This is a genomic window from Streptococcus sp. 27098_8_75, from assembly GCF_041432475.1.
Classification (GTDB): domain Bacteria; phylum Bacillota; class Bacilli; order Lactobacillales; family Streptococcaceae; genus Streptococcus; species Streptococcus gordonii.
The window spans coordinates 150588-169379 of record NZ_JAPVZR010000001.1; the positions used below are offsets into that span (position 1 = coordinate 150588).

Here is an 18792-nt window from a genome sequence, read left to right on the forward strand (position 1 = left end):
CTTATGCACCTCCCTTTAGAACAGTCAAACGAACGCCTGCTTCACTAATAGCCGTCTTAGCCGCAGTAAGATTTTCTGATTCGCCAGACAAGACAACTACCAAAGCACCAACAGGTGTATGGTCCAAAATTTCGATATTCCCATATAAGATATTGGCAGTAACTTGATATTTTTTGTAAATTTGATTCAACAAAGGCTCATCTGTTGCTGTACCCGCGTACTCCAACTGCACCAAGATACTATTCGGAGCCAGATTCTGCACAATTTCTTGCTTTTCGATTTTAACCATAGCTTCATTAATTCCTGTTGCTGTTGTAATGAAGTCTCTAGTCAAATCCTGATTAGGATTAGAGAAAATATCGAGAACAGAACCCTCTTCAATCAATTGTCCATCCTGCATCACTGCTACTCTGTTAGCAATATCCTTAATGATTTGCATTTCATGAGTAATGAGAACAATCGTCAAACCTAATTTTTGATTCAAGTCTTGCAAGAGAGCCAAGATTTGCTTGGTCGTCTTAGGATCTAAGGCTGATGTTGCTTCGTCTGAAATCAAGATTTTAGGATCATTAGCTAAGGCACGAGCAATCGCTACACGCTGCTTTTGTCCACCTGACAGCTGTGAAGGATAGTTCTCAGCTCGATCTGCCAAGCCTACCAAATCTAGCAGCTTCTTCACCTTCTCTTTTTTCTCTTCCTTAGACAGTCCTGAATGCTTTAAGGCAAAGGCTACGTTTTCTTCAGCCGTCAGCTGGCTCATTAGATTGAAGTGTTGGAAGATCATCCCAATATCCTGACGCTTTTGACGTAACTGAGCTGAAGAAAGTTGAACTCTTTTGTCCTTGAAAATGACATCATTGTCAACGGTAATAGTTCCTCCAGTTGGTACCTGCAATAGGTTAATCACCCGAACCAGAGTAGATTTCCCAGCTCCAGAATAGCCAACAATTCCATAGATATCTCCTTGGTTAATGCGGATACTCACATCTTTTACAGCTTGGATTTGACGTTTTTTCTGCTGGAAGGTCACATCAATCCGATCTAATGTAATAATCTCTTTACTCATAGCTTGCAATCAACTCCTTTACTAATTCTATATGGGTGTAGTAATCGGCTAGGCGAACATTCTCATCTCCACCATGGTCCCGACTGTTAGCATGGCCCAAGCCAAAGGCCATCATTGGTGCCTTTAAAGCATCATAAACAGTAAACATAGGTCCAGTCCCGGCAGAAGTAGGCAGCACTGCTACTCCTTCGCTGTAATATTTCTTGGCCAACTCAATAACACTAAGAACAGACGGAGCACTCATGTCGCTTCTGTAGCTCATTTCTCCCAAAGTATAAATAAGCTCGACCTTAGGATAACCGTTCTTGACCAGTTGTTGTCGAATCTTATCAAGCACGTCTTGTGGTTCTAAACCAGGTACAAGTCTTACCTCAAGCTTGGCCTTGGCTTCTGAAGGCAGGATTGTCTTGACTCCCTGACCTTGATAACCTGAAGATAATCCTTCAATATTGATAGCTGGTTCAAAAAAATAGCGTCGTAGGAACTTATGTCCTTCCTCCTCAAGCAGGGGTAATTCTAAACCATAAATTTGTTTTAGTTCTTCTGGGTTGCGTCGCGCAAACTCCTCAACCAGAGCTAGTTCTCGTTCGTTTGGCTCAACAATTTGTTCATAGATGCCTTCTACCAAGATGCGACCGTCAGCTCCTCGCAAGCTAGCTAGCGCATTTAAAAGATACCAGCTACTTGAATCAATTACGCCACCAAAACTCGAATGTATATCTACATCAGCGCTTTTCACTTTGGCATCAAAGGTTACAATCCCCTTATTACCACCTGTGATTTCTAGCTGACCTAGTGCATTCCGGCTACCCTGTTCCCAGATGAGGAGATCGGCGCCGGACAATTCCTCCTTGTGCTTTTCCAAATAGCGATCCAAGTCAGTCGAAGCAGACTCTTCCGCTCCCTCTATAATAAAAGTAACATTCACAGGTAAATCTTGCTTACCTTCTCGATACTTCTGCAAGGCTGTCAGGCGAGCCACGATGTGCCCCTTGTCATCGTCAACACCTCGGCCATACATGACCCCATCTCTGACAGACAAGGTGAAAGGATCTTCTGTCCAAGGTTGATCACTATCTGCAGGTACTGTATCATAATGGTTGTAAAAAATGATACTTTTAGCATTAGGATCTGAACTCTTAAAACGAGCAATGACAAAAGGAGCTCTGTAACTTGCATCAACAGTCACTTCTGCACCAGCCTCTTCAAAAACTTCTCTCAAATAATCTGCTACTTCTTTCAAGCCTATCTGCTGAGCAAAAATAGATTTTTTAGCAATCAACTCCCGTAAAACCTCAAAATAAGCCTGCGCGAGTTCATCCTCTTCAAATTTTTGTAACTGCTCTTTTTCACTGAAAAAAGCCATAATTCCTCCCATAAATAAGGCGATAAAACTCAGCTGGTCATCCCAACTGAGTTTTATTAAACACTTTCAGTCTTGCATGCTTGATAAATCCATTAAGACTGGTGCCTACTGTCTTTTACTTCTTACCAAACTGGCTCAAGCAAGCCATCTGAAGTTTTTTCTGTTAACTCTTTAACATCGTCAGAATGGTAGGCTGCAATCAACTTCTTAATTGCATCAGCCTTGTCAGATTTTTCCCAATCTTTCTTAGCTGCAATGATGTTGTACCATTGTTTAGAATTTTTATCTTTTGGTTCGATAAACAAAGCTTTCTTATAGTCTAATTTTGCTTCGTTTACAAAAGTATTGTTTACAACAGCAGCATCTACTGATGTCAATGAACGAGCTGTTTGGCTAGCATCCAATTCTGTAATTTTCAATTTCTTTGGATTTTCTTTAATGTTTGCAACTGTTGCAAGCTCGTTACCAGATTTGTCCAATTTAATTAAGCCAGCAGCTTGAAGCAAGTTCAATGCGCGGCTTTCGTTAGTCGCATCATTTGGTACAGCGATTTCTGCTCCGTCTGGAAGTTCGTTAACTTTTTTATACTTGTTTTTACCGTCTTTTGTACCTGAGTAGAGACGGATTGGCGCAATGTAAGTATCCGCAATCGCAACTAGATCCTGATTATTTTCCTTATTCCAGTTGTTAAGGTAGTAGTAGTGTTGGAAAGCATTGACATCAAGCTCACCATCTGCCACGGCCTTATTTACTTGTGGGTATTCTGTAAATTGAGTAAATTCAAGTTTCACATTTTCTTTTTCAAGTTTCTTCTGAATGAGATCCCAACGTTGTTGCTCATCGTTGTCAATGGTCATTGTACCAATTTTAATGGTTACTGTTTTATCTTTGCCATTTCCTGCTTCTTTATTAGAAGCTCCACAAGCTGCCAAACCAAGGACTGCAACCGCAACTGCAGCTGCTCCAAACCATTTTGCTAATTTCATATTCTTCTCTCCTTATAGTTTAAGTCTTTTTAATTATTTAATATCTTTTGCCTCTGGAAGGTAACTGCCACCGAAGTATTTTTGAGAAAGTTCTTCAAGAGTACCGTCTTCATATAGCTTCTTAATACGTTTGTCTACAAAAGTTTTTAATTCTTCTTGTCCCTGAGCAAATAAAGGATAAACATATGGCTGTTGATCGCTAGGAAGTTCAATAACTTCTAGATTTTCCAAATTTTGCTCTTTGATAATGGTATCAACAGAAATACGTTCAAAAATCTTGTAATCTGTACGTCCCTCATTCAGATTCACTAGGATTTGTTGAATCGTTCCGTCCGTGTAGTTAATTTTCGTCTCCTTTTTAGGATGCTCTTTGTTGTAATCTTCCAGCTGTTTCGCTGTAGAAGTTCCTTGTACCACTTCCGTAGATTTACCACCAATATCATCTAAAGATTTAATATCTGTTCCCTTACGAACTACTAAAACAGTTGGGTTTTTAGCATATGGGTTTCCATAAAGATATTTACCAGCACGTTCTTTTGAATAACTAATATTGTTGGCACCAATTTGGAAGCGATCGCTATCCAAACCAGCAAAGACAGAAGTCCATTTAGTTTTATTGAAATTGATTTCATACTTGTCTGATCCCTTAAAGACCTCTCTAAGCACTTCAATTTCATAACCTGTTAATTTTCCATCTTCATCATCATATGAGAAAGGTCGGGTTGTTCCAACGGTTGCAATTTCAACTGTTACCTTCTTCTCATCTGATTTACCTGATTCAGACTTGCTATTTGAAGCTGAGCAAGCAGCTAAGGTTCCGACTGCTGCAAAAGTAAGAGCAAGAAGGGCAGAATATTTTACTAATTTTTTCACAGATATTCTCCTATTCATTTATAAACTATGTCCTATAATAACAAATATCCCTAAGCTTGCCTAGTATATATTTTTTATCAAGGGTATAAATTTTATTTATTGCAGGCACATAATAAAGGCACAATAAAATCTCCTTGCCACTGTTCTATCTTAACAAAAGGAAGGAGATTTGCCTAGTTTCATTTTTTTATATAGGGATATAGTTGTTATTTATAGCATTTTAATAAGCATAGGGCGCTTTCGACATAATATGGAACAGATACTTTAAAAGCTTCATCATCGATAGTTATCGTATCATGGTGGAGATCTGGTGCATCATCTGCTCCATTTGAACCAATAAAGGCAAAAACTCCCGGAATCTTCTCCTGATAAAAAGCAAAGTCTTCTCCAGCTGTGGAAGGTCTGGCTTCCACCACCTCAGCAAATGTTTTGGAATTTTCAAACAAGAGTTCGGTCAAATTCGGATCATTATAGGTCACAGGTGGTGTTTGATCCCAAGTAATAGAAACTCGTGCACCAAAGTTTTCTGCTGTATTTTCAACAATTTTAATAAAGTCTTCTTTTAATTTTTTTTGAGAGCTTGGGCTAAAGGATCGAATGGTGCCTTCAAAAAAACCTTTTTGGGGCAGAACATTCCAAGTAGTCCCTGCCTTGATATGGGTAATAGAAAGAACATTGGCCTCAAAAGGGGAGACCGTTCTGGCCACCAAAACTTGCAAAGCTTGGACCATACTAGTCAAAGCTAAAACTGTATCAACCCCCAGATCCGGCCGTGCAGCATGACTACTAATCCCTTCCACTTCTACTTTGAATTTTTCTACTCCAGCCATCATAGCCCCTGGCTTTAGGGCTAACTGATTTGCTTTTAGCTGAGGCATATTGTGAAAACCAACAATAGCTTTCACATCAGTCAAATAGCCTGTTTCTATAACTTCCAAAGCTCCGCAAGAAGTCTCCTCAGCAGGTTGAAAAATAAGACGGATTGTCCCTCGCAAATCTTCCTCCATAGCCTTGAGCAGTTCAGCTGCCCCTAAGAGACTTGTCTGATGAAAATCATGTCCACAGGCATGCATGACACCTGGATTTTGACTGGCATAAGGCAGATTAGTCTGTTCAAAAATGGGCAGTGCATCTATATCAGCTCTCAGGGCAATTATAGGCTGTCCGGAGCCGATTTCAGCAATTAGACCTGTTTTCAGATTAGAATCTAATATTCTAATCTCAAGGTCTTCCAGATATTTTTTTAAAAAATCCGTTGTTTGATATTCCTGACCAGACAGTTCTGGATGACGATGGAGATAATGGCGGGTTTGTATTAGTTTGTCATAAAATTTCTTCATAGCAGGCTCCTTTTCCTCTAACTTATCTATTCTCCAGTATAGCACAAAGCTTAAGGAAGAAACAAAAAAGAGAGACCTGATGGATGAATCAGGCTCTCTTCTTTTACTTTTTATGATATATCGCCTTCAAAAGCGACAACAATGGAATCATAAGTATAATCTGGTTCTACAACCCATTTCCCATCTGTCTTAACAAATGTCAACTGGTATTCAGATTCAGTTGTAAGAAGAGGATGAGAATCTAAACCAGCCGTCATCACGTCAGCATAATTCTTGTCAATTGCCTTATTAATTTCGGTCAGATTGGCATATTCTGAACGATGTTTTTCATAAAACGCTTTACGATGGTTTAAAATCGTTCTACTTAGACTGATCGTTTTTGGTCTAATCTTGATCACAACCGAATTTGGTAGGTACTGAGTTACCCTATAAGAAATCTCAGCCCTTTTGGCATTCATTTCTACATAAGAATCGATAAAAGCATTAACTTCGTCATCAGTAAATGGATAATCATGTAATTTACGCTTGAAATCCTCTGTAAACGCTGCCCTGAAGTCACTTTCATTTTGGGACAGGTCGCCTCCCAAAACAAAATCTTCCTTACCACCAGATGATTTAGCCTCATCCTTACTTTTAGCTTTTCCGCCCAAGAAAACAGTATTGAGATAGTCAAAAGCAAGTTTCTTACTTTCTGCCACCTGATTAGGATACTTAGCTGGATCAATAGTCAATTTAAATCCTTTGATTTTCTGTTTTGGGTTATAAATCTTTTTCTCATACTCAAGTTCATACTTACCGTTGGTTTCAACCTCAAAGACTAAATAACCAGAAAGAGATTTTCCTGCCGAGAGATTATCGAATTGTATTGTCTCAAAACCATGCTTATAATCACTGACTCTGCTTAACTTAACTTTTTCACCATTAGGATTATAGATATCAATATCAGAAGGAGAAATTCTAACTGTTTCATCTGATTTATTCTTAATTTCCAATTCCAAGGCTAAATATTTTGAATTTTCTTTTCCATCACTTGGCAGAATATACTGGCCGCCCTTTACTTTCATTTCTATCTCTTTGTTGCTAGCTGATAGGGCACCTGATTTCGCCTCTTTCTGCTCTGCTGGAGTGCCCCCACCCTTACTTTGGCCAGGAAGTAGATCACAAGCCATCAAGCTCAGTCCAGCTACAAGTATGGCTACATATTGAAAGATTTTTTTCATGCTTGTCTCCTTGAAATAATATGTTCTCTTTATTTTATCATAATCGCCTTAACTGGTAAACGTCATTTGGAGTTTTCGATTATAATAAAAAAACCTGCAGTTCCAACTGCAGGTCCAGTAGATTAAAAGCCTTCGACATTTGTGTAGACTTTTTGAACGTCTTCATCGTCTTCAAGGACATCTACTAATTTTTCAAAAGTTGCAAGATCATCACCAGAGAGTACCACTTCTGACTGAGGAATCATTTCTAACTCTGTCACTTGGAATTCTTCAATGCCAGACTCACGCAGAGCTACGATAGCCTTGTGAAGATCCGTTGGTGCAGTATAAACCGTAATTGTTCCTTCTTCTGCTTCAACATCATCTACATCGACATCTGCTTCCAAAAGCAATTCAAAGATGCTATCTGCATCATCTCCTGCAAATACAACAACTCCTTTGTTGTCAAAAAGGTAAGAAACAGAACCACTTGCTCCCATGTTCCCACCGTTTTTACCAAAAGCAGCACGAACATTCGCTGCAGTGCGGTTCACATTTGAAGTCAAAGTATCCACGATTAACATTGAACCATTAGGCCCAAAACCTTCGTAACGACCTTCTGTAAAGGTTTCATCTGTATTTCCCTTTGCTTTATCGATAGCTTTATCAATAACGTGCTTTGGTACTTGTGCTTGCTTAGCTCGGTCGATAACAAATTTCAGAGCTGTATTTGTTTCCGGATCTGGATCACCTTTTTTCGCTGCTACATAGATTTCAACACCGAATTTAGCATATACTTTTGAGTTTGCGCCATCTTTGGCCGTTTTCTTTGCCACAATATTGGCCCATTTACGTCCCATTGGAGGTTCTCCTTTTAATAGTTTACATTTTAATCTTTCTTATTATAACACAGGAACAAGGAAAAATCACTAAGAAAAATAGTCTAATTTGCTCTCTTTTATATCTTTTCTTTCACAGAAAAGAAGATCATTACCTGTTAACCTTAAACTTAAAATTCCCCATTGACTTGCTCTTTCTGAACTTAGCCTTGGAAAACTGAAATAGAATAACAAAGCTCAACTCACCGGCTTATTGCTCTTTTTTCTCGTCAGAGATAGTTGGAATGTCTTCCTTTTTAACCAAGTTCCAGTCTGAGTAACTCGTTTCACTCTTGATAGCAAGTGTTCCTTGATCACCAGAGGTAGATATATTCATCTTAAATTCTTTGAGGAATTTGCTTTTTTTGTCAATCTTTACGGTCAATTCTTTTTTGAAGTTGGATTTAGGAAATTGAGAAAAGTTAAACCGAAACTCTTTCCCATATACTCCTAAAATATCCGCATCTTGAGTTTTCAAAGTAAAGACATAATCGTTATCTGTCTCTTCTAGTTTTAAGTCTTGTGCTAGTTCATTTAAGCCATTTAAGAGTTGGAAATAGTCTGGATAAACAATATACTTTCCTCCTTTTTCTTGGACCTCTTTATCCCATTCACCAGTTTTATTATAACGGGTATATAATGGAGCCTTTTCACCACCAGGCATCAAGAGTTCTTTAAAATTCTCTTCTCCATCTTCCACAGTCTTAACTGTAATGCTTGCCATCTCTACTTCTTGTTTTTCGGTCTTATAGATAACTTGCGAAGTCATATTTTGTTCTTTTTGAATCTTTTTATCTGTTGTTCCCAGCAAGCCACCTATATTGGTTTTTTGACGAACACTAGTCATTTTTTGATTAGCAGTTTCTATTTCTTCTAGAAGAGTCGCTATATCCTTAGTTTTACTAGAACTTTGACTAGTTTTTTTCTGAGCACTGTTTTCTTGACCATTGGCCTGCTTATTATTGCTTGAGTTCGAGCAGGCACCTAAGCCAAGGGCAATGATAGCCAAGAGGGAAAGTAAGATTGATTTTTTCATTCTCATAAAAGAAGACTCCTTTTTCTATTCTTTGACTTCTATCTTTCTAGTTTAGATAGAAGTTTTCTTTACAACAAAATCACCGGAACTCGTCCAAAATTCTGTTCCTTAAGTGCAGGATTTCCTAGCTGGTAGACCTTGTCGGCCTGCTGGGTCAAACTGTCCCATGGTTCCTTGCCAATACGGCTGACCAATTCAACTTTTCCCTTAAGCTTGGACAAATGTTGACGCCCCTGTTCAGAAAAACCTAAAATATGGATTCCAGACGGAAGCTCTTCTTGCCTAGCTCCGACCAGGATATAGGTCAGCAAACGCCGAACCCGAGCCTTGGTATAGCGCTTTGTAGCCACCTGCTCAACTAGCTCTTCTATGGTCTCACTGCTTTTCAAGGCCTCTCTAATCCTAACGGCCAACTCCTGATTGACCTGATAAAAGTCTGTCAAATCCGAACAAGTCACTATCTGGTAACGGAGATAAGGAAAGAGGTCCGACCAGGTCACCTTGGGAGCCGCTTCAATCAAGTGATGGGCTGGGGTGAATTTTTTCAGAAAGTCTGGCTTATCCAGATTCTGACGAAGGGCTGTTGCCGAAGCAAATTCCTGATCAGCTGACAAGGAATGATAACCAGCTCCCTGACGTTGAATCGGACACAGCTTTATATCTTTTCCCGTCACAGCCTTGGCATAGGCCAAGCCCAAGATATGATTGGGCGTAGAGCCTGAGAAATTGAGCCCTGCAAACTCCTGCCACATAGCCTGAGTCTTCTGGGGATAGGATAGGGAATCAGGCAAGCCAGTCAGATAAGCCGCCATCTGCTCTGCCTTTTCAGCATAGACCTTGGAAACACTCTCATAATCCAGCACTTCCTCGGTCCCAAAAGTCAGCTGTTCGATGCCCAGTCTCTCTAAGATGTCTACTGCCCCCTTAGCGAAAAAGTCCGCCGCCTGAACGCTGACCAAGAAAGGCAACTCAAGAACCAGATCCGCTCCAGCTTCTAAAGCCATCTGTGCCCGAGTCCACTTGTCCACGATAGCCGGCTCCCCTCGTTGAACAAAATTTCCACTCATAGCGATAATTTTCAGACCAGTAGCCTGCTCCAGCAGATATTTGTGTCCATTATGAAAAGGATTAAACTCTGCGATAATACCAGTAACTGTCATCTCATTTCTCCGCCACAAAGAACCAGCGAGCGCTCTTGTCAGTTGGCTCCTTGTCCTCAAAGTCCGCGTACACCTTGACGTTCTTAAAGCCAGCCTGCTCCAGCAAGATATCATAGGTCAGAATCTCATAGGTCCGCTCCTCATGCACCTCATCATGGCGCGTGAAACGCCCATCCTCATCTTGGACAAAGAAGGTCAGCTCATGCACGATGGAATGAGGCGGTTCGTCCGCATAAGAATCCCAGACCATAGCAAAGGTTTCAGCATTTTCATGATAAGAATAGCCTGGAAAAACCTCGTCAATCTGGTAAATCGAGTGGACATCAAAGATAAAGCGACCGCCCTCATTTAGATGCTGGGAAACTTGAGTGAAGACCTGACCAACATCTACTTCATCTTCCATATAGCAAATCGAGTCTGAATAGCAAGTTACCAAATCAAACTGACCGACGCCACTCAAATCCAGCATATTGCCCTGAATAAAAGGAATGTCCAAACCGGCCTCCCTGCTACGTTTCTCTGCCAAATCCAGCATTTCCTGACTCAGATCCAGCCCCGTCACATCAAAACCAGCCTGCTTAAAATAAATAGACTGAATGCCCGTTCCACAGGCCAGCTCCAGCAGCTTTTTCTTATCCTTGGGAAAATGACGCAGGCTGAAATCCGTCCACTTCTCATACAAAGAATCATCCATAATCGCATCGTAAACCGACGCGAAGGTTTCATAAGTTGCCATACTTTTCCTTTCAAAAATAGCCCAGCCAGCAGGCTGACTGAGCCAAATTCTGCTTTCTGCCCAAGGGCAAAAAATCACTTGTTTTTTTCTTCCAATAAGGCCGCAACATCCACACCAGTTGCTTCGTGCCATAACTTTTCCAGATTGTAATGCGTCCGCATTTCCTCAGAAAAGACATGGACGACGATGCCTCTCAAGTCTAAGAGTACCCAGCCACCAGCTGCATCTCCCTCAATATGACCAGCAGAAACACCAGCCGCAGCAGCTTTCTCACGGATATTTTCAGCGACCGCATCCAGCTGACGACTGTTCATAGAGCTGACGATGATAAAGTAATCTGCTACAGTAGTCAGACCTTGCAAGTCCAAAGCCACAATATCTTCTGCACGCTTTTCATCGGCCGCCTTCACGACCAGTTCTAATAATTCTTGTTCTTTCATAGTTCCTCTTTAATTAAAAATGTTTTTGTAATCTAGAACTTCCGCAAAACGTCCATCCCAAATTTTTTGGTAAAATGTATTTATTTTTTCTGCCGAAGCGTCTTCTCCATCAAAAGTTGTAAAAGCACCTTCTGGAATGACAAGTTTATAATCAAATTCAAATCCAACTTTAACTGATGCATCTACACAATATTCTGTCTGCATTCCACATAAAACTAGACGGCCAATATCTTCTTTATCCAAGTAGTCTTTTAAACCAGTCTCTTTAAATATGCTATTATATTTCTTCTGAAAGACCTTTTCATCTGACTTTCGATTCAAGAGAGGAGACAACTGCCAATCTTCCAATGCACTATCTTCTGGATTTTCAATATGCTGAATATAGATAATTTCGACACCTTTACTCCTAGCCTGATGCCGCAGAAAGGAAATTTTATCCATCATTTTATCAGACTGAAAACCTGTCTCCACTAGGATATTTTGTACATCTATAATGATTAAAGCTGTTTTCATTCTTCTATTTCCTTCAAATATCCTACAAAGGCATTGTAGGTTTCCAAGGTCTGCGGGTAGATAGGAATCCCTTTGTGAGCCAAATGCTCCACAGTCCTTGCGGTTTCATAGGCCACAGCTTGGTTGAGCGACCGCTTAGCCAGCTCTCTGGCCTTGTCCACTCCTGGAAAGTCCCGGTTGTGTTCAATATAGTCGGCGACATAGACCACCTTGTCCAGCTCAGACATGGTGCCACTGCCCACTGTATGGATTTCAATGGCCCGCAGTATCTCAGTATCTTTCACTCCCAAGTCTTCCTGAATCTTGTAAATGCCCACCATACCATGCCAGACATTATTGCCCCAGTTTTTCAAGTCCGGATCCAGCCGGTATTTGTCAATCAAGGCCAGAAAATCCTCGTCCGATACCTTCTTAGCATAGTCGTGTAGGAGACCTGCCAGACCTGCTTTTTCGACATCAAGACCAAAACGCTCTGCTAATTCACGGGCAGCCTTTTCCACACCTAGACAATGACGCAGGCGTTTCTCAGGCATGACTGTTTCCATCTTAGCCAGTAAGGCCTCACGACTCATACTGATATAGCTTTCATAGGTCATAGGTAAAGCCCTTCTTTCTCGATGTAGTCTAAAACTGACTGAGGCAGTAGGAAATTAGGAGTCCGTCCCTGAGACAGGAAATCCCGCACCATACTGGAGGAAATATCCATAAGGGGCACATCCACCCAGATAACGGGGTAAGAAGTCCCCGCCTTGTAGCGTGGCCGCTGAACACCAACAAACTGAACCAGTTCAACCAGCTCATCAATCCGGCACCACTTGGGCAGATAATCCACCATATCTGCACCGATGATAAAGTAATAGTCTGTATCTGGGTGCTGCTCTGTCAAGAGCTTCATGGTGTCATAGGTGTAAGAAATTCCCTTGCGCTCCAGCTCAATAGTTTCAATCCCTAAGCCTTCAATGCCCTCAATAGCCAGCTCCAGCATTTTCAGCCGATGCTTTTCATCAATGGTCTCTTTCTTATCCACATGGGGTGGCTCGTACTCTGGCATGAGCAGGACCTGATCCAAGCCTAACTGTTGTCGGACCTGATCCGCCACGACCAAATGAGCATTGTGGACAGGGTTGAAATTCCCACCTAAAATGCCAATCTGTTTGCGTTTTTTATCTTTAACTTCTGGTTCTAATTCCACCTTGGTAAAGGGGGTCAGTAATTCAATAGCCATAGGCTGACATCTCCACAGAAATTTTTCCTTAAATTTGTTTTACTTTGACAGAGAGTTTGCGATTTTCCTTTTTGCTGGACTGCTTGTAGAGAATCAAGATCCGGCCAATCTTCTGCACCGTATCCACTCCGATTTCCTCTTCCAGAATCTCAGCGACCTCGTGGATATTCTCATCTGTATTCTGCAAAAGTGTGATCTTAATCAGTTCTCGAGCATCCAGTGCTTGACGGACGCTAGTTTTGATTTGGTCGTTGAGTCCATTTTTCCCAATCTGAATGATAGGTTTGAGACTATGTGCCTGACTGTTGAGAAAGGCGCGTTGTTTTGATGTTAGTGTCATGTTCTTCTATAAGGCTTGAATCAGTTAGGACTTGCTTGTCTTCCCACTGCTCATAGCCTTTTCCTTCCTTGTTTTAAGGGGATTTATTCCCCTTTGTTTCTTGAGTATTATATAATCGCTTTCCGAGTGACAACCGCCACACCCTCTGGCGCCCAGCCGGCTACTCGAGCAGGACCACTGACGCGAATCCAACCCAAACCAGAGAAGACGATATCTGTCTTGTCCTTGATAGTAAATTCATGCTTGACCAAGGCTGGAAATTCTTCCTTTTCCTTGCCAACTGGTGGCACCAAGAGACTGCCGACATGCTTGTCATAAAAATCGCTAGCGCCTTGCAACTTAGTCCGGTGGAGCTTGAGCTCATTGTCAAAATAAGCTGTGAAGCCCTGCTTATCGCCTGCCACAAAGTCAAAGCGACCCAAACCACCCAAGAAGAGGGTTTGCTCTGGATTGAGCTGGTAGGTTTTGGGTTTGATTTCCTTCTTGGGACTGACGTATTTGAGATTCTTAGCAGAAAGATAGTGAGCCATCTGGTGACGATGGATGATACCCGGTGTATCATAGATGTGACTGCCATCTGCCAAAGGAATCTCGATTTTATCCAGAGTTGTGCCCGGGAAGCGCGAAGTCGTAATAATATCCTTGTCACCTGTGATTTCCTGAATAATCGCGTTAATCAAAGTGGATTTGCCGACATTGGTAACGCCGACCACATAAACATCACGCCCCTTACGGCAGTGCTCAATTTTGTCAATCAAGTCCTTGATTGCCTGCTTGTTCTGAGCAGAGGTCAAGACCACATCGACTGGACGCAGACCTTCTTCGTGAGCCCGCTCCGTCAGCCATTGGGTCACCTTGCCGTTCTTGACCGACTTGGGCAGAATGTCCTTTTTATTCCCAACCAAGAGAACATCGTTTCCAGCGACAAAGCGAGGCAGGCCAGGAATGACCGAGCCATTAAAGTCAAAAATATCGACAACATTGACGACCAAAGCATCGCTATCTCCAACTTCATGCAGAAGCCGTAGAAAGTCATCATCCGTCAGCTGGACATCGCTGATTTCATTATAATGGCGCAGGCGGAAACAGCGCTGACAATAGAGTTCGCCTGTCTCCAAGCCTTTTTCCAGAGCTGACTGAGGCGTGTAGCCTAGCTTGTCCTTATCTTCGGTCTGAATAGTGGCTCCGCAGCCGATACAGAGAAGTTCTTCCATGCTTAAATTCCTTTTTTGTATTGAATTGGGCCGTATTTTTCAGTAATTTTCTTGAGCACACGGCGCTCACGCGCCCGATTGATCTGGGTCTTGATAGAGTCATGCTCAACCAGTGGTTTAACCAAAATTGAACGAATCCCAGCCCGATGAGCCGCCCGAATATCCGTCATGAGCTGATCGCCCACCATGACCACTTCATTTTTTTCAAAATGAAAAAGCTTGAGCGCTCGGTCAATACCCCAAGTGAAAGGCTTCATCGCCCAGTAGACATAGTCAATTTCAAACTTTTCAACAGCCCGCTTGACCCGTTTTTTGTTATTATTGGACACTACGATAATCCGAATACCCGCGTCCCGCAAATCATGGAGCCACTTCTTCATCTCTGGGGTCCCATCTGGATTATTCCAAGCAATCAGGGTGTTATCTAAATCCACCAAAACTGCTTTAATGCCTTGTCTTTTCAAACTCTCTACTGTCAAATCGTAAACTGCCTCAACCGCAAAGTCCGGCATATAATCTTCAATCGCCACATCTCTCTCCAAAAATTCGTATTCTCATTATTATAGCATAAAATAGGCTTTTTGGCACTCATGGTCCTCTTTCTTCTAGAGTGGCTAGGTGATGTTCACTTTTCTATTTTCCAAGCAAATGAAAACAGCTCCCCAAACAGGAAGCTTTATTTTAAAATGGGACAAAGATCATGCTCATAGTCCAGACAAATCTCAATTTTTTTCTTTCCGTAACTTCAATTCATAAAATTTTTGAAGTTCAAGGATAATAGTCGTTTCTCCTTCTTTTCCATCACTTGTGATGTGAAGAACCTTAGAAAATTTCTGAAAATCCTTCTCCTCAACACCCGGGGCAATGCGAATATCAACAGATTCCCATTTACCATTTTTCTCTTCGTAGCCTACTAAAGCAACTAGAAAAGCTGTTCCTATCGTCCGACTACCCGCCAAAGAGTTTGCCACATCTGCAAACAGACCATCATAATATGTGGGATTAGATACCGCAAATAATATAATATCTTCTCTCTTAAGCTCTCCATCAACACTAGCTAGGCAAATCTCATCTACATGCTCAAGTATAGGAAGAACGGTTTCATGTTTTAAGGAAGCAACGTGTAATGAACTGTTGTATATTGAAGCTGGATTCATAATTTTATCATAACTGTGGGCATACTCCGCAGCTATACAAAGAATGAACATTAAAAATGGAATACAGATAAGAACTAAAATGAGTTTTTTTCTTCTGACTAAGGAGTTAAAAAAAATATAAATAGGAAGAATTGATAGAACTAACAAAATGACGAAAAAAACGCCAAATACTTTCTCGACATTACTGAAAGCAATCTCCCACAGTTTTTGATGATATAAATTTAAATATTCTTCCACTAGAGAACCTCCTGACATACTGAAATTTCAACCTAGATATATGTAATCTTTCCAATTTTTGCACAATTATAGATTATTGTCAATTGCTTATATAATTTTACCATCTTTTAGAATTTTGGACCCTCACAGCCCAAAGCTTACAAAAAACGTAAAACATGCTATAGTAGAATTAGTTTATTTCATTGGAGGAGAGTATGTCAGAGAGAAATCGACAATTACAGGCTGTGTCCCCTTTTTTACAAAAAGTTATTAATTGGTCTTCTATTATTGGAGCTGTTGGGACTATCGCCTTTTGTATCTGGGCTTATCAAGCCGGAGTTTTACAATCAAAAGAAACACTCTCTGCTTTCATCCAACAAGCAGGCATATGGGGACCCCCACTCTTTATCTTTTTACAAATTCTGCAAACTGTGGTCCCAATTATTCCTGGAGCTTTAACCTCAGTTGCTGGTGTCTTTATCTATGGGCACATTGTAGGAACGATCTATAACTACATCGGTATCGTCATTGGTTGCGCCATCATCTTCTACCTGGTTCGAATCTATGGCCCAGCCTTTGTTCAATCCGTTGTCAGCAAGCGAACTTACGACAAATACATTGGCTGGCTTGATGAAGGCAATCGTTTTGATCGTTTTTTCATCTTTATGATGATTTGGCCAATCAGCCCCGCAGATTTTCTTTGTATGCTGGCTGCTCTGACCAAGATGACTTTCAAGCGCTATATGATTATTATCATTCTGTGCAAACCCTTTACACTAGTTGTTTACACTTATGGCTTGACTTATATTATTGATCTCTTCTGGCAAATGGTCCCCAAATAAACAAAGCAAAATCAGCAAACTAAAAGACCGAGACATTTGCCTCGGTCTTTTGATATAGATTTATAAAAGTCCTTTTTTTCTTTGAATGAATAAATCTTTCAAGGAAATCAACATCACGGCAGCTAGGATCATCCCCATTCCCAGAAAATCCAAGGCATAAAAATGTTCATGCATAATTAGAAAAGCAAAGAAAACAGCAGAAATCGGCTCAATTGAAGCCAGTAAGCTTGATTTTACCGGCCCTACCAAACTTGTCCCTTTCAAGAAGACGGTGTAGGCAAAGATCGTTCCAATCACGATAATACCGAGCAGGGCAAAGAGAATATCCAGGCGAAACTGCCATTGATGCTGAATAAGCCCACTGAAAGGAAATAACAAAATCCCCACCATAGTCATGCCAATTCCAATGACCAACATACTGCCCCATTTCTTAATCAAATCAATGGGCAAAAGGATATAGAGCGAATAAGTAAAGGCCGAAAAGAGACCAATAAGCAAACCTTTTGGTGTCATAGAAAGCTGATTGAGCTGACCATGAGTGGCAATCAAGAAAGTCCCCCCAATCGCTAAAAACATGGAGCATACTTCGGAAACTGTTGGGGCAACCTTGTCTCTGATACAGGTGTAGGCTAAAATTCCCACAGGGCATAAATATTGTAGCACTGTTGCTGTCCCTGCATTTGTTTCATGAATAGCCTCCAAATAGGCGTATTGATTAAGAAAAAGACCAAACAAGGCAAAAACAAAGATCATGACAAGTGATTGCTTGTCCTTCCAAATCTGACCAAATGACTTGGGATCAGCAAAATAAGCCATCGCCATCAGAGCTAGACCCGCCACTAATAAGCGAAAGTTGGTCAAACTCAGAGCCGAAAATCCGTGCACCATCAAATATTGGCCACTCGTTCCAGACAGCCCCCAAGCTGTCCCAGCCACTAATGTATAAATGGTCCCTCTTACTGTCTTAGACATCCTAAATCTCTCTCCTATTACTTCGTTTATTATAGCATAAACCATAAAGAAAAATCAGCCAATTTTGACTGACTTTCATATCATAGTTAAGCAAAAATTTATTCAGGGGACACCAAAATTTTAATCTGAGCCTTGTCCTGAGTCAGCTCAATAAAGCCTTCTTGTACAATATCCTCCAGCTTAATCTTCTTGGTCACAAGCTTGTCTGCAGAGAAGTAGCCCTGCTCCATCAGCTCCAGCACTTTAGGGAAAATATGCCGATAGGCGATGATACCCTTGAGTGATTTTTCTTGAATGGCAAATTCATTTGGATTAATGCTGGCTTCTCGCTCCCAAATAGAAACAACCATACATTCTCCAGCCTTGTGGACAGAAGCCAAAGCTTGTCCCAGCACAACTGGCACCCCAGTTACTTCATAAGACACATCTGCTCCACCACCCGTTAAACGCTGGATAGCAGCTACCACATCTTCACCTTCTTCTGGTCACACAATGATGGCCCCAAGCTCCTCTGCTTTTGCTTGGCGCTCTGGAGATAACTCGACACCATAAATCTTAGAGGCACCGGCCGCCCGCAAAGCCTCTACAATCAAGAGCCCGATTGGTCCCAAACCAAATACAACCGCTGTATCGCCCGTCTTAAGAGCTGACTGACGAACTGCATAAACTGCCACAGCAGCAGGCTCTGTCAAGGCTGCCTGCTCATAGCTAAGACTATCTGGAACTTTGTGAACAATGTCTCCATCCAAAACACAATATTTGGCAAAACCACCATCAGCCGCCAAACCGACAAAGTTTAGATTGGGGTCCAGATTGTAATCACCGACAAGATTATGCTTAGCTAAAATAGGTTCAACTGTTACCCGATCGCCAACTTTGACTCGTGTTACGTCACTTCCAACCTCAACAATTTCCCCAGCAAACTCATGTCCCAAGGTTACAGGCGCTTTCTGTCCAGAGTAGACATGCTCTGTTTCTGTCGGAATAAAAATTGGTCCATCCAAGTATTCATGTAAGTCAGTACCACAGATTCCTGTGAACTTGACCGCAATCTTGACCTGATGAGGTTTGACTTCTGGTACGTCCAACTCTTCAATGCGAACATCTTTAGCGCCATACCAACGAGCAGCTTTCATTTTTGCCATAAACATACCTCGCTTTATAAATTATTAGCTCAATTGTAAGCCTTTTCATTTTTCTTGTCAAATGATTAACAGAATCTCAGAAAATAAG

The 18792-nt window shown here is 41.3% G+C and carries 20 protein-coding genes and 1 pseudogene; 1 reads left to right on the forward strand and 20 read right to left on the reverse strand.

Annotation, left to right across the window (positions count from 1 at the left end; genetic code table 11):
* Nucleotide 1: 1 nt before the first annotated feature.
* From O3640_RS00720 to O3640_RS00805, 18 genes are all read right to left on the reverse strand, one after another.
* On the reverse strand, nucleotides 2–1066 hold the full coding sequence (locus O3640_RS00720; protein WP_268723015.1) for a methionine ABC transporter ATP-binding protein: 1065 nt from the start codon (nucleotides 1064–1066) through the stop codon (nucleotides 2–4).
* On the reverse strand, nucleotides 1059–2432 hold the full coding sequence (locus O3640_RS00725) for a M20/M25/M40 family metallo-hydrolase (RefSeq protein ID WP_268723016.1): 1374 nt from the start codon (nucleotides 2430–2432) through the stop codon (nucleotides 1059–1061). The genes O3640_RS00720 and O3640_RS00725 overlap by 8 nt, the downstream gene beginning before the upstream one ends.
* Nucleotides 2433–2554: 122 nt before the next feature.
* The gene (locus tag O3640_RS00730) at nucleotides 2555–3418 is read right to left on the reverse strand and encodes a MetQ/NlpA family ABC transporter substrate-binding protein (RefSeq protein WP_045772878.1); all 864 of its coding nucleotides are present in this window, start codon (nucleotides 3416–3418) and stop codon (nucleotides 2555–2557) included.
* Between the two features lie 33 nt (nucleotides 3419–3451).
* Complete coding sequence (locus tag O3640_RS00735) at nucleotides 3452–4309, reverse strand: amino acid ABC transporter substrate-binding protein (RefSeq protein WP_371586447.1); 858 nt, start codon at nucleotides 4307–4309, stop codon at nucleotides 3452–3454.
* A 188-nt stretch (nucleotides 4310–4497) separates the two neighbouring features.
* On the reverse strand, nucleotides 4498–5631 hold the full coding sequence (locus O3640_RS00740) for an amidohydrolase (protein ID WP_371586449.1): 1134 nt from the start codon (nucleotides 5629–5631) through the stop codon (nucleotides 4498–4500).
* A 110-nt stretch (nucleotides 5632–5741) separates the two neighbouring features.
* Nucleotides 5742–6851: a DUF4352 domain-containing protein gene (locus tag O3640_RS00745; protein ID WP_048778258.1), complete on the reverse strand. Its 1110-nt coding sequence runs from the start codon at nucleotides 6849–6851 to the stop codon at nucleotides 5742–5744.
* 122 nt (nucleotides 6852–6973) lie between these two features.
* On the reverse strand, nucleotides 6974–7690 hold the full coding sequence (locus O3640_RS00750) for a YebC/PmpR family DNA-binding transcriptional regulator (protein ID WP_008808461.1): 717 nt from the start codon (nucleotides 7688–7690) through the stop codon (nucleotides 6974–6976).
* 229 nt (nucleotides 7691–7919) lie between these two features.
* A complete protein-coding gene (locus tag O3640_RS00755; RefSeq protein ID WP_061596120.1) occupies nucleotides 7920–8750 on the reverse strand; it encodes a DUF6612 family protein in 831 nt (276 codons plus the stop codon).
* A gap of 62 nt (nucleotides 8751–8812) precedes the next feature.
* On the reverse strand, nucleotides 8813–9904 hold the full coding sequence (locus O3640_RS00760) for a nucleotidyltransferase (RefSeq protein ID WP_061596121.1): 1092 nt from the start codon (nucleotides 9902–9904) through the stop codon (nucleotides 8813–8815).
* A 1-nt stretch (nucleotide 9905) separates the two neighbouring features.
* Entirely contained in the window at nucleotides 9906–10640 is a 735-nt protein-coding gene (locus O3640_RS00765; RefSeq protein ID WP_061593882.1) for a class I SAM-dependent methyltransferase, read from the reverse strand.
* A gap of 74 nt (nucleotides 10641–10714) precedes the next feature.
* Nucleotides 10715–11080, reverse strand: a complete 366-nt coding sequence (gene rsfS / locus O3640_RS00770; protein ID WP_061596122.1) for a ribosome silencing factor — start codon at nucleotides 11078–11080, stop codon at nucleotides 10715–10717.
* Between the two features lie 9 nt (nucleotides 11081–11089).
* Nucleotides 11090–11593 carry a cysteine hydrolase family protein gene (locus tag O3640_RS00775; protein ID WP_061596123.1) on the reverse strand — a complete coding sequence of 168 codons (504 nt, stop codon included), beginning with the start codon at nucleotides 11591–11593 and terminating at the stop codon, nucleotides 11090–11092.
* A complete protein-coding gene (gene yqeK, locus O3640_RS00780; protein ID WP_061596124.1) occupies nucleotides 11590–12189 on the reverse strand; it encodes a bis(5'-nucleosyl)-tetraphosphatase (symmetrical) YqeK in 600 nt (199 codons plus the stop codon). Before yqeK ends, O3640_RS00775 begins: the two co-directional genes overlap by 4 nt.
* Nucleotides 12186–12818 (reverse strand): nicotinate-nucleotide adenylyltransferase, encoded by a 633-nt coding sequence (locus tag O3640_RS00785; protein WP_061596125.1) that lies wholly within the window; start codon nucleotides 12816–12818, stop codon nucleotides 12186–12188. The genes yqeK and O3640_RS00785 overlap by 4 nt, the downstream gene beginning before the upstream one ends.
* A 28-nt stretch (nucleotides 12819–12846) precedes the next feature.
* On the reverse strand, nucleotides 12847–13158 hold the full coding sequence (yhbY, locus tag O3640_RS00790; RefSeq protein WP_008808453.1) for a ribosome assembly RNA-binding protein YhbY: 312 nt from the start codon (nucleotides 13156–13158) through the stop codon (nucleotides 12847–12849).
* 107 nt (nucleotides 13159–13265) lie between these two features.
* Nucleotides 13266–14372 (reverse strand): ribosome biogenesis GTPase YqeH, encoded by a 1107-nt coding sequence (gene yqeH, locus O3640_RS00795; protein WP_061596126.1) that lies wholly within the window; start codon nucleotides 14370–14372, stop codon nucleotides 13266–13268.
* A gap of 2 nt (nucleotides 14373–14374) precedes the next feature.
* Nucleotides 14375–14902, reverse strand: coding sequence for a YqeG family HAD IIIA-type phosphatase (locus O3640_RS00800; RefSeq protein ID WP_009659961.1), 528 nt, complete (start codon nucleotides 14900–14902; stop codon nucleotides 14375–14377).
* Nucleotides 14903–15094: 192 nt separating this feature from the next.
* Nucleotides 15095–15766, reverse strand: a complete 672-nt coding sequence (locus tag O3640_RS00805) for a hypothetical protein (RefSeq protein ID WP_223359878.1) — start codon at nucleotides 15764–15766, stop codon at nucleotides 15095–15097.
* 194 nt (nucleotides 15767–15960) lie between these two features.
* Between O3640_RS00805 and O3640_RS00810 the strand changes: the two genes are divergently transcribed.
* On the forward strand, nucleotides 15961–16587 hold the full coding sequence (locus tag O3640_RS00810; protein WP_046165068.1) for a TVP38/TMEM64 family protein: 627 nt from the start codon (nucleotides 15961–15963) through the stop codon (nucleotides 16585–16587).
* Nucleotides 16588–16647: 60 nt separating this feature from the next.
* Here O3640_RS00810 and O3640_RS00815 read toward each other — a convergent pair whose 3' ends face one another.
* Nucleotides 16648–17559: a DMT family transporter gene (locus O3640_RS00815; RefSeq protein ID WP_061598501.1), complete on the reverse strand. Its 912-nt coding sequence runs from the start codon at nucleotides 17557–17559 to the stop codon at nucleotides 16648–16650.
* A gap of 98 nt (nucleotides 17560–17657) precedes the next feature.
* Nucleotides 17658–18704 (reverse strand): annotated as a pseudogene (locus O3640_RS00820) (2,3-butanediol dehydrogenase).
* Between the last annotated feature and the right edge of the window lie 88 nt (nucleotides 18705–18792).

Coding starts and splice junctions, on each gene's coding strand:
- yqeK (WP_061596124.1), bottom strand. CDS start 12,189: ATGACCTATGAAAGCTATATCAGTATGAGTCGTGAGGCCTTACTGGCT.
- O3640_RS00765 (WP_061593882.1), bottom strand. CDS start 10,640: ATGGCAACTTATGAAACCTTCGCGTCGGTTTACGATGCGATTATGGAT.
- O3640_RS00750 (WP_008808461.1), bottom strand. CDS start 7,690: ATGGGACGTAAATGGGCCAATATTGTGGCAAAGAAAACGGCCAAAGAT.
- O3640_RS00745 (WP_048778258.1), bottom strand. CDS start 6,851: ATGAAAAAAATCTTTCAATATGTAGCCATACTTGTAGCTGGACTGAGC.
- O3640_RS00775 (WP_061596123.1), bottom strand. CDS start 11,593: ATGAAAACAGCTTTAATCATTATAGATGTACAAAATATCCTAGTGGAG.
- O3640_RS00760 (WP_061596121.1), bottom strand. CDS start 9,904: ATGACAGTTACTGGTATTATCGCAGAGTTTAATCCTTTTCATAATGGA.
- O3640_RS00785 (WP_061596125.1), bottom strand. CDS start 12,818: ATGGCTATTGAATTACTGACCCCCTTTACCAAGGTGGAATTAGAACCA.
- O3640_RS00730 (WP_045772878.1), bottom strand. CDS start 3,418: ATGAAATTAGCAAAATGGTTTGGAGCAGCTGCAGTTGCGGTTGCAGTC.
- O3640_RS00755 (WP_061596120.1), bottom strand. CDS start 8,750: ATGAGAATGAAAAAATCAATCTTACTTTCCCTCTTGGCTATCATTGCC.
- O3640_RS00740 (WP_371586449.1), bottom strand. CDS start 5,631: ATGAAGAAATTTTATGACAAACTAATACAAACCCGCCATTATCTCCAT.
- O3640_RS00735 (WP_371586447.1), bottom strand. CDS start 4,309: ATGAATAGGAGAATATCTGTGAAAAAATTAGTAAAATATTCTGCCCTT.
- O3640_RS00815 (WP_061598501.1), bottom strand. CDS start 17,559: ATGTCTAAGACAGTAAGAGGGACCATTTATACATTAGTGGCTGGGACA.
- O3640_RS00810 (WP_046165068.1), top strand. CDS start 15,961: ATGTCAGAGAGAAATCGACAATTACAGGCTGTGTCCCCTTTTTTACAA.
- O3640_RS00725 (WP_268723016.1), bottom strand. CDS start 2,432: ATGGCTTTTTTCAGTGAAAAAGAGCAGTTACAAAAATTTGAAGAGGAT.
- O3640_RS00720 (WP_268723015.1), bottom strand. CDS start 1,066: ATGAGTAAAGAGATTATTACATTAGATCGGATTGATGTGACCTTCCAG.
- yqeH (WP_061596126.1), bottom strand. CDS start 14,372: ATGGAAGAACTTCTCTGTATCGGCTGCGGAGCCACTATTCAGACCGAA.
- yhbY (WP_008808453.1), bottom strand. CDS start 13,158: ATGACACTAACATCAAAACAACGCGCCTTTCTCAACAGTCAGGCACAT.
- rsfS (WP_061596122.1), bottom strand. CDS start 11,080: ATGAAAGAACAAGAATTATTAGAACTGGTCGTGAAGGCGGCCGATGAA.